At 47.4% G+C, this 9,096-nt stretch carries 9 protein-coding genes; 7 read left to right on the forward strand and 2 right to left on the reverse strand.

What is annotated here, in order from left to right; all coding sequences use genetic code 11:
* Positions 1-338: 338 nt before the first annotated feature.
* The 6 genes from VN379_RS07530 to VN379_RS07555 all read left to right on the forward strand — a co-directional run bounded on the left by VN379_RS07530 (position 339) and on the right by VN379_RS07555 (position 5,972).
* On the forward strand, positions 339-1,517 hold the full coding sequence (locus VN379_RS07530; RefSeq protein ID WP_325532431.1) for a pyridoxal phosphate-dependent aminotransferase: 1,179 nt from the start codon (positions 339-341) through the stop codon (positions 1,515-1,517).
* 26 nt (positions 1,518-1,543) lie between these two features.
* Complete coding sequence (locus VN379_RS07535) at positions 1,544-2,548, forward strand: 2-hydroxyacid dehydrogenase (protein ID WP_325532433.1); 1,005 nt, start codon at positions 1,544-1,546, stop codon at positions 2,546-2,548.
* A gap of 23 nt (positions 2,549-2,571) precedes the next feature.
* Positions 2,572-3,600, forward strand: coding sequence for a phosphoglycerate dehydrogenase (locus VN379_RS07540; RefSeq protein ID WP_325532435.1), 1,029 nt, complete (start codon positions 2,572-2,574; stop codon positions 3,598-3,600).
* Between the two features lie 15 nt (positions 3,601-3,615).
* Positions 3,616-4,065: a DUF441 domain-containing protein gene (locus VN379_RS07545; RefSeq protein WP_325532437.1), complete on the forward strand. Its 450-nt coding sequence runs from the start codon at positions 3,616-3,618 to the stop codon at positions 4,063-4,065.
* A 132-nt stretch (positions 4,066-4,197) separates the two neighbouring features.
* A complete protein-coding gene (locus VN379_RS07550; RefSeq protein WP_325532439.1) occupies positions 4,198-5,457 on the forward strand; it encodes a 3-isopropylmalate dehydratase large subunit in 1,260 nt (419 codons plus the stop codon).
* Between the two features lie 11 nt (positions 5,458-5,468).
* Positions 5,469-5,972, forward strand: a complete 504-nt coding sequence (locus VN379_RS07555; RefSeq protein WP_414714972.1) for a 3-isopropylmalate dehydratase small subunit — start codon at positions 5,469-5,471, stop codon at positions 5,970-5,972.
* 138 nt (positions 5,973-6,110) lie between these two features.
* Here the strand turns inward: VN379_RS07555 and VN379_RS07560 are convergent, their stop codons facing one another.
* The gene (locus VN379_RS07560) at positions 6,111-6,554 is read right to left on the reverse strand and encodes a chemotaxis protein CheW (protein WP_325532443.1); all 444 of its coding nucleotides are present in this window, start codon (positions 6,552-6,554) and stop codon (positions 6,111-6,113) included.
* A gap of 26 nt (positions 6,555-6,580) precedes the next feature.
* Complete coding sequence (locus VN379_RS07565) at positions 6,581-8,269, reverse strand: methyl-accepting chemotaxis protein (protein ID WP_325532447.1); 1,689 nt, start codon at positions 8,267-8,269, stop codon at positions 6,581-6,583.
* A 294-nt stretch (positions 8,270-8,563) separates the two neighbouring features.
* Between VN379_RS07565 and VN379_RS07570 the strand changes: the two genes are divergently transcribed.
* Positions 8,564-9,096, forward strand: a 533-nt coding sequence (locus VN379_RS07570; protein ID WP_325532445.1) for a site-specific integrase, incomplete at its 3' end; no start/stop codon positions are given.

Below are 9,096 nucleotides of genomic sequence, written 5' to 3' on the forward strand. Positions count from 1 at the left end.
CCACTTAAGAAAGTTCCCGAAAATAATTCTTGCAGAAAGAGATAATCTTGTGTAGAATAGAATCATACAACGACGCTACTCATCAATTATGAGCTATAAAAACATAATAATCTACTTTTATCGGTTCACAATGACGTGCCGACTCAGAATAGACCTGAGTCGGTTTTTTTATTGATAAAAAGAATCCAATGCAGCAGATGGGGAATGAACAATTCATCATCTGGTTAGGGGGGATTTATACTATTTTGCTACTCATCATTGATGAGTTAACGGTTGATTTCTGCGATTCACAAAATACACGGCAAAATGCCGGGATATAACTAAGGAGGTCTCTAGCTATGGTACCTGTTATTGCTACTAAGTTTGATCAGATTCCCTATGCCGGAATCCGGAAAGTATTCCAAAAGGCTAATGAATTAGAAGCTCAAGGCCAAAAAGTAGTCCACTTTGAGATTGGACGTCCCGATTTTGATACACCCGCACATATCAAAGAAGCGGTAAAAATCGCGCTCGACAAAGGCCATGTCCACTATGCCCCAAATAACGGAATACCGGCATTGCGTGCCGCCCTGTCAATGAGACTACAGGCCGATAAAGGACTCAATTATGATGCTGAAACCGAAATTATGGTAACAGCCGGTGGTCAGGAGGCTTTATATCTAACCTTTCTGAGCCTGCTCAATGAGGGTGATGAAGTAATTATTCCCGATCTGTGCTTTGGGCCTTTTGCGTTGGGGATCATATTGGCCGGTGGCGTTCCTATAAAAGTTCCGCTTCAGCCTGACAATAACTATGCCTATGATTTAGCAGCAGCTAAACAGGCAGTTTCGCCGCGAACTAAGGCGATCATCGTAAATTCTCCCCATAATCCAACAGGCAGTGTTTTGACAAAAGAGCAATTAAAAGCTGTCGCTGATTTTGCAGTGGCTCATGATTTGATGCTCATTTCTGATGAGGCCTATGACAAAATGCTGTACGAAAGCAGCTACATTTCTCCTGCCAGTTTTCCAGGGATGAAGGAACGAACCATCGTTTGCGGCACCTTATCAAAAACCTTTGCCATGACAGGCTGGCGCGTAGGGTATATTGCAGCCCCTGCAGCAGTGATCGGGGCCGCTGTCCGGGCACAGCAAAACGTCATGCTGTCGCTGTGCACCTTCGCTCAACACGGGGCGGTGGCAGCACTAACCGGCTCTCAGGATTGCGTTGACGCCATGATGCAGGAATTCGCCCGGCGCCGCAAGCTTGTTTTAGAAATGATCCGACAGATACCGGGGCTTGAGTTGCCGGGGATTCCCCAAGGTGCTTTTTATGCTTTTCCACGAATTACACTGCCCCATGTAACCTCCGCACAGGTTGCTGATTACCTGCTGAACAATGCCGGGGTAGCCGTGGTCGACGGTCTGGCTTTCGGTGAAGGCGGCAACGGTCATTTCCGCATATCTTATGCGGTGTCATATGAGGACTGCCAGTTAGGTCTGGAACGTATCGCCGCCGTTATGAGGACGCTTGCATAAAAAGACAAATAAGAAGAGGGATGTATATGGCAATTATTGTTAGTGTAATGCCGAAATGGCGGTTCGATACCTCCAGCGTCGAACTGCCGCAGCAATGGGATTTCCATTTTATCAACCCTGACACCGCTGCTGCATTAATCGACGCCTGCCGGCAAGCTGATTGTCTGCTGGTACCGGCAAGCTTGCCTGAGATTAATGCGCCAATGCTTCGCCAGCTTTCCCACATAAAGCTCATCCAGACAGTCGGAGCCGGCTATGACCTAATTGATTGCAAGGCTGCTGCAGAGCTTGGTATTCCTGTGGCCAATGTCCCCGGGGCTAATGCCAAGTCAGTGGCTGAGTTTACAGTAGGTTTAGTAATTGCGTTACAAAGACAACTGCTTATTGCAGACCGCGAAACAAAAGCCGGACAGTATGCTGCAATCAGGCAGACGTTGCTAAAAACCGGCTTAAACGAGATCGCCGGCAGCGTGGTTGGCCTGGTAGGCCTGGGGGCAATTGGCCGGCAAGTGGCGAGAATTCTAAAATTCCTGGGGGCTTCAGTATGCTACTATAGTCGTTCCAGCAGGTCTGTGGCTCTGGAGACTGAATTGGGAATTACGTATAAACCCCTGCAAGAACTGCTAGCGACCAGCAATATTGTGAGCGTGCATGTACCTTTAACTGCTGATACGCAGGGATTAATTGGCCGGTATGAGCTTGGCCTAATGTCTCCCGGCAGCTTATTGGTGAATACGGCCCGCGGTGAGGTTATCGACCAGCAGGCTTTGGCTGAAATGCTGGAAACAGGGCATATCGGCGGTGCGGCAGTTGATGTTGTATCACCTGAACCACCACCCCGGAATCATCCTTTATTAACCCTCTCACCGGAGGCCCGGAACCGCCTGTTGCTTACACCGCATATTGCCGGTGTTACCATCGGGGCTTTTCGCGATATGCTCCTCGGTGCCCTTGCAAATATTGGCCGGGTACTTGCTCATCAGCCCCCGGAAAACGTGGTGAATGGTGTCGCATCGAAAAATAAAGGCTAACCCTAGCTGAAAGGATTAACTATATGAAAAAAGTATTGATCACATCAAAGGCTTTTGGCAGCCAGCTTGATAAAGAACATCGCAAACAGCTTGTAAGCTATTTTGAAGAAAACGCCTGGCAGATTATCTGGAATCCCACTGGTCATGCCATGAGTGCCCAGGATATTATCAGGATAGATGCAGAACATGCCCTGACTGCTATTGCGGTGTATTCCAGTTCCGACGAGATCAGCGGGGAAGTTTTTGAACATTGCCGAAACCTAAAAGTGGTATCACGGCACGGTGTTGGCATCGAAAACATCGATATAACTGCAGCACAAACAGCCGGCGTACAGATAAAAACAACAGCTGACATGCCAGGATATGAAACGGTTGCCGATCTGACCTTTGCCCTAATGCTCTCAATTGCCCGGCAGGTACACATAATTGATGCTCAGTTGCGCCAGAATAACTGGTATCGTCCTGTCAGCAGCGACGTCTGGGGGAAAACACTTGGTGTCCTAGGACTGGGACGCATCGGTAAAGCCGTTGTCACCCGCGCAAAGGGCTTTGGCATGAAAATTTTAGCCTACACCGGACATCCGGACCGGGAGTATCTTGCTAGCAATGGGATTACACTTTGTTCCAAAGAGGAGCTAATTGCGCAATCAGACTTCATTACACTACATTGTACATTAAATGAACAAACCCGGGAAATGATTAATGCCAGAGAGTTTTCCCTGATGAAACCCACTGCCTTTCTCATCAACACCGCCAGATCCGGTCTTGTCAATCAGGCCGCCCTGCTTAACGCTCTTAAGACCAAGCAAATCGCCGGTGCTGCCCTGGATGTTTTTGACATTGAACCTGCTGTTGACGATCTGCTGCTTAAGGAAAAGCTGGATAGTGTTGTCGCTACAGCGCATGTAGGCTCATACACCTTTGATTCGATTAGATGCATGGATTTTCTGGTAGCTGAGAATATAGTAACAGCAGCTACCACTGAAAAACCGGCTCTACCACCGGCAAGCTTCACCAAATTTGATTATTCCTCAGAGTTGAAAATCAGTTAACAGGAAGTGACAGGTATGTCTCCCGATAATATACCTATTCTTATCATTCTGGTACTTTCAGTTATCGCCAAGAACCAAACGGTTTCGGCGGCTGCCGCCATATTATTGATCATAAAACTGCTTGGCTTTAGTTCCTGGTTTTCCTTCCTGGAAAACAGAGGGATCAATATTGGCATAACCATTCTTACCCTCGCAATTCTAACCCCGCTTGCCTCAGGAAAAATTACTTTACGTGATATGTATGATGCGATCACAAGCCCGGTAGGCCTGCTTGCCGTGATAACCGGTGTCTTTGCCGCCTGGTTAGGCGGCAAAGGCGTGCTGTTTTTCAAAGCTTCACCTGACACAATTACCTCGCTTGTACTGGGAACAATTGTAGGTGTGTCATTCTTTCAGGGCATTGCCGTCGGCCCACTTATTGCCGCCGGGATGTTATCACTGGTTGCTGGTCTTTTCGGCAAATGAGCGCATCTACAAAATTCCGCTGCCCAACAGAAAAAGCACCTTATAAAAGATGACTAATTTAGTCGCTCTTATGGGGTACTTTTTCTTTACTTATCAAGACTCTAATTAAGAATCCACAGGAGGTATTTTCTCATGGGCATGACCATGGCTGAAAAAATCATAGCCAGAGCTTCTGGCAAATCCACAGTACAACCAGGTGATTTTGTTTGGGCCAATGTAGATATCGCCATGATGGACGATTTACTCGGTCCAAGGGTAATCATTGCTGACCAGATTCAGAAGCTGGGCAACACGATCTGGGATAAAGATAAGGTCGTTATCATCTCTGATCATTATTCCCCGGCCGCCAATATCACTCAGGCCGAGATCCTGCAATTCACCCGTAATTGGGCTAAAGAATACGGGATTAATAAATACTTTGAAGGTATTGGACCCTGTCATCAGGTCCTAGCGGAGAAGGGCTTTTCCCTCCCCGGCACCTTAATGGTCGGTACTGATTCCCATACCACCACTGCCGGTACTTTTGGCTGTTTTGGCACAGGTATTGGGTCAACAGAAATGCTGGGCGTGCTGGTCTCTGGTCAAATCTGGCTGCGAGTTCCGGAAACGATACTTTTTACCTGGAGCGGTACACTACCACCCGGGGTCTACTCCAAGGATTTAATCCTACGGACAATTAAGGAAATCGGCCAGGCCGGAGCCACATATAAGGTAATGGAATTTGCCGGGGAAGCGATCACCGCCCTCACGGTTGATCAAAGAATGACAATCACTAATATGGCTGTGGAAGCCGGAGCAAAAACCGGCTTAATCGCTCCTGATGAAAAAGTATTTGAATATTTAACCGCTATTGGCGCAACCAAAGGTGAGCCACTATATAGTGATTCAGATGCCGGTTTTTCTCAGAAATTCGAATTTGACGCAGCTACACTGGTTCCACAGATTGCACTGCCGCATGAGGTAGATAATGTTGTCAATATTGATCAGGCAGCAGGGGAGATTATCCATCAAGCCTACCTTGGTTCCTGTACAAATGGCCGCTATAGCGACCTGGCAGAAGCCGCTAAAGTACTCCAGGGTCAAAAGGTCCATCCCCGCATCCGCTTACTCGTGTCTGCGGCATCAAGATCGATATACCATCAGGCCCTAAAGGACGGCATTATTGAGACTTTATCCGAAGCCGGCGCCATGATTCTGGCACCTAGCTGCGGTGCCTGCCTTGGTCTGCATAGCGGAATATTATCCAGCGGCGAACGGGCAATCTCCTCTACCAACCGCAACTTCCTCGGCCGCATGGGCCATAAAGAATCGGAGATATTCCTGGCCTCCCCGGCCTCGGTAGCTGCTGCTGCCATTACTGGTAAAATTACCGACCCGCGCAACTATCTGTAGGAGGGGTAATGATGAAACAACTGATTGGAAAAGTATTAAAGTACGGAGATAACATCAACACAGATCTAATTTCGCCGCCGCAATATCTTGAGAAATCGCTTGAGGTTATCGCTGCGCATGCCATGGAAGGTATTGATGAGCATTTTAACCAGAAACTCTCTCCCGGTGATATCATGGTGGCAGGCAATAACTTTGGCCCTGGATCTAGCCGGGAAACAGCACCCATTGCTCTCAAAATAGCTGGGGTCAGTGCCATTATAGCCAAATCTTTTGCACGAATTTTTTATCGGAATGCCATCAACATTGGGCTGCCGGTATTGGAGTGCACTGAAATTGAAAAGATAAGCGACGGCGACACCCTTGCAATAGACTTAGATACAGGACACATCGATAATAAAACTACAGGCGAGACCTATCAGGCAACAGCATTGTCCGAACCGGTTATGGATGTTCTATCCGCAGGCGGGCTTATCCCCTATCTGGAAAAACGTTATGAAAAAACAACTAAGGTGTAACCCTTAAAGGCTAAGACAAAATAACGGTGGTTGGGTCTTTTTCAAGACCCAACCACCGTCATTGCCTTTCTTAATGCGGCTCACTAAAAACAGCATTTTGTTACAGTCCCAAAAGATGGCCTCTTGTCAGTAAACTACTTATCCAACAAATTGCAGCAGTTCTTGCTCTTCCTGCCTAAACAACTTATCCAAATCAAGAATTATCATCAGGCGTTCTTCCTGTTTACCGATGCCACGGAGGAATGCTCCGGCATGGGTCATCATTGAAGCTGGCTCAATAGCGCCGTCGTCAAGCATCAGCACCTCTGTAACCTCATCCACTACAACCCCGACTTCCATGCCCATTGTTTCTACAATGACCGCTTGTTTGCCTTTGGCTATCTCCGGTATCAGCCGGAAGCGTTTGGCTAAGTCCACTACCGGGATTATCTTACCTCTAAGATTAATGATTCCCTCCAGATAATCCGGCATATTAGGTAATTTATTCGCGCCCTTATAACAGATAATCTCTTTCACCTGAGTGATAGAAACTGCGTACTCCTCATCCCCCAGCCGAAAGACCACCATTTGTTCTGATGTCATTTAGCCCGCCTCCAGTTAATCCCCATTTACACACGGAATCTGGCTACCGCTGTTTGTAAATCCTGAGCTAGCAGGGCCAGGGCCTGGCTGGAGGTTGCAATTTCTTCCATGGAAGCCAATTGCTCTTCAGTGGCTGCCGAGACCCCCTGGGACTCGCCTGCTGATTTTTTGCTAAGATCATCAATTTTCTTAACCGAAGCTACAATCTGTTGACTCCCGGTAGCCATTTGTTGAATGGCTGCCGAAATTTCCTTCACCTGATCAGATACCTGATCCACTACAGCCATAATTTCTTTAAATGCCATTCCGGCGGCATTGACCACCGCAGTCCCCCGCTGGACTTCCTGCGTCCCCTCATGCATAGCTACTACAGCTTTATCTGTATCTCCCTGTATTTCCCCGATGAGTTCGGCAATCTTCTTAGCCGCCTCCTGGGACTGCTCAGCCAGTTTCCGCACCTCTTCTGCCACCACGGCAAAACCCCGTCCCTGTTCGCCAGCCCGGGCGGCTTCAATTGCAGCATTTAATGCCAGCAGATTAGTCTGACCGGCAATACCGGAGATAGTGTCCACAATCTGGCCGATTTCCTTGGAGCGCTCGCCCAGTTTGACGACAACCCTGGCGGAGGTATTGACTGTATCTTCAATTTGTTGCATCTGCTTAACCGCTTTTTCCACTTCTTTGTCACCATTTTTGGCTTTATCGGCAGCCTGAGCCGACTGATCAGACACCTGATTGGCGTTGGCTGCGATCTGCTGAATACCTGCCGACATCTGCTCCACGACAGCAGAGGTATCATTGGCAGCCTCCATCTGCGCCGTAGCCCCGGCAGCCACATCAGTAATTGCTGTTGCGATCTGGTTGGAGGCCTGAGCCGATTGCTCAGAATTAGCGGTAAGCTCCTCACTGGAGGCTGCGACCTGTTCAGCATTAATGGTTACCTGCCTGATCAAGTCCTTAAGTTGCGCAACCATCGTATTAAAGGCTTCTGCCAATTGACCGATCTCGTCCTGACGATCGACTTTCACATTCTCGGTCAGGTCACCGGCTGCCACCTTCCGGGCCACCACGGCCAAGGCATTGACTGGCCGGGATATGCTGCGAGCTGCCAAAAAGCCAATTGCGATCCCGATTATCGTAGCAAACACCGCGGCAATAATTGCTGCCATCTTGGCCTGCTGGGCGTTGGCGACAGCCCCATCAAGGGCATTATTGATTTGTTTGGCCCTAAACTTGGTGTGTTCCACAAGTTGTGCATCAAGGGCCTGCGCAATAGGCCCCATTTCCTCGGTCATGACTTTGAGGGCCTCATCCCGTTTACCGGCTTGTATCATCGGAACAAACTTTTTCTCGGCCAGTTCTGTATACTTACCGTCTAAATTTTTAGTATCCTCTGCATATTTGCGCCCTTCTACCGAAACAACAGAAATCTTGAGCAGATCTTCTTCAGTTGCAGTGGATGCATCGCTGGCTTTTTTCCAGGAGTCCAGAAACCGGGGATCCCCGTAAATAAACCATCCCCGCAGGTAAGCTACCTGGGCTGTGGCATTATAAGTAATCTCATTTGTTTTAAGAAGCAGGGGTACCATTGTATTTTTGAGTTCAAGGTTCTCGCTTACGGCGTCATTAACCATCCAAACGGTGTAAGTAAATCCCGCTGCGGCCACTGCTACAACCAGCAAAAAATAAATGATCATTTTCGTCGTTAGATTCATTTTCATATTTCCCGCCTCTACAGTACTAGAAGCGGCTTCGCCCCCTTTATTTTTAAGTTACACATAAAATCGGACCTTTGTCAGCCATATCTGACACCTCTAAGCAACACGTTGCCTATCCACGAGCAATCAACTCTACAACCAAACCTCCTCTGAACTTTCACTACCCAATGTTTAGCCCATTCCAAAGAAGAAATGTAACACAATTGATTTGTGTTACATTTCTTTAACCGCGTTAAGGTAACTTATTATATAATTACATGGTTAGAAACATTATTGAGGATGTGAGACCCCATGGAATATGTTGAGCCGATTCGCGATAAGCAACAAATTGATGCAGTAAAAAGTTATTTGAAAAAACAAAATCTGCGTAACTACCTTCTTTTCGTTCTAGGTATTAATAGCGGGTTGCGAATCTCTGATCTATTGGTTCTGAAGATAAGTGACGTAAAAACCAAAGACCGGGTGATCATTCGTGAAAAGAAAACAGGCAAAAAAAAAGATTTCCCACTTTCTGATACATGTAAAAGAACGATTGATGAATACCTTGCAAGCATTAGCAGTGAAAATGACTGGCTTTTTAAAAGCAAAAAAGGTGAACAGCCGATTACCCGCATTCAAGCATACCGGATCATGAATCGGGCCGCACGTGCTGTAGGCATTAAAGGCGCTATCGGGACACATACATTACGAAAAACATTTGGTTACTGGGCCTACAAAAGCGGCGCAGATGTAACAAAAATTCAAAAACTACTTAACCATTCGGCTCCCAGCGTTACCTTAGCTTACATCGGAATTACCAAAGACGAGTTAGATAATATTTATAT

The organism is Sporomusa sp., from assembly GCF_035561255.1.
GTDB lineage: Bacteria > Bacillota > Negativicutes > Sporomusales > Sporomusaceae > Sporomusa.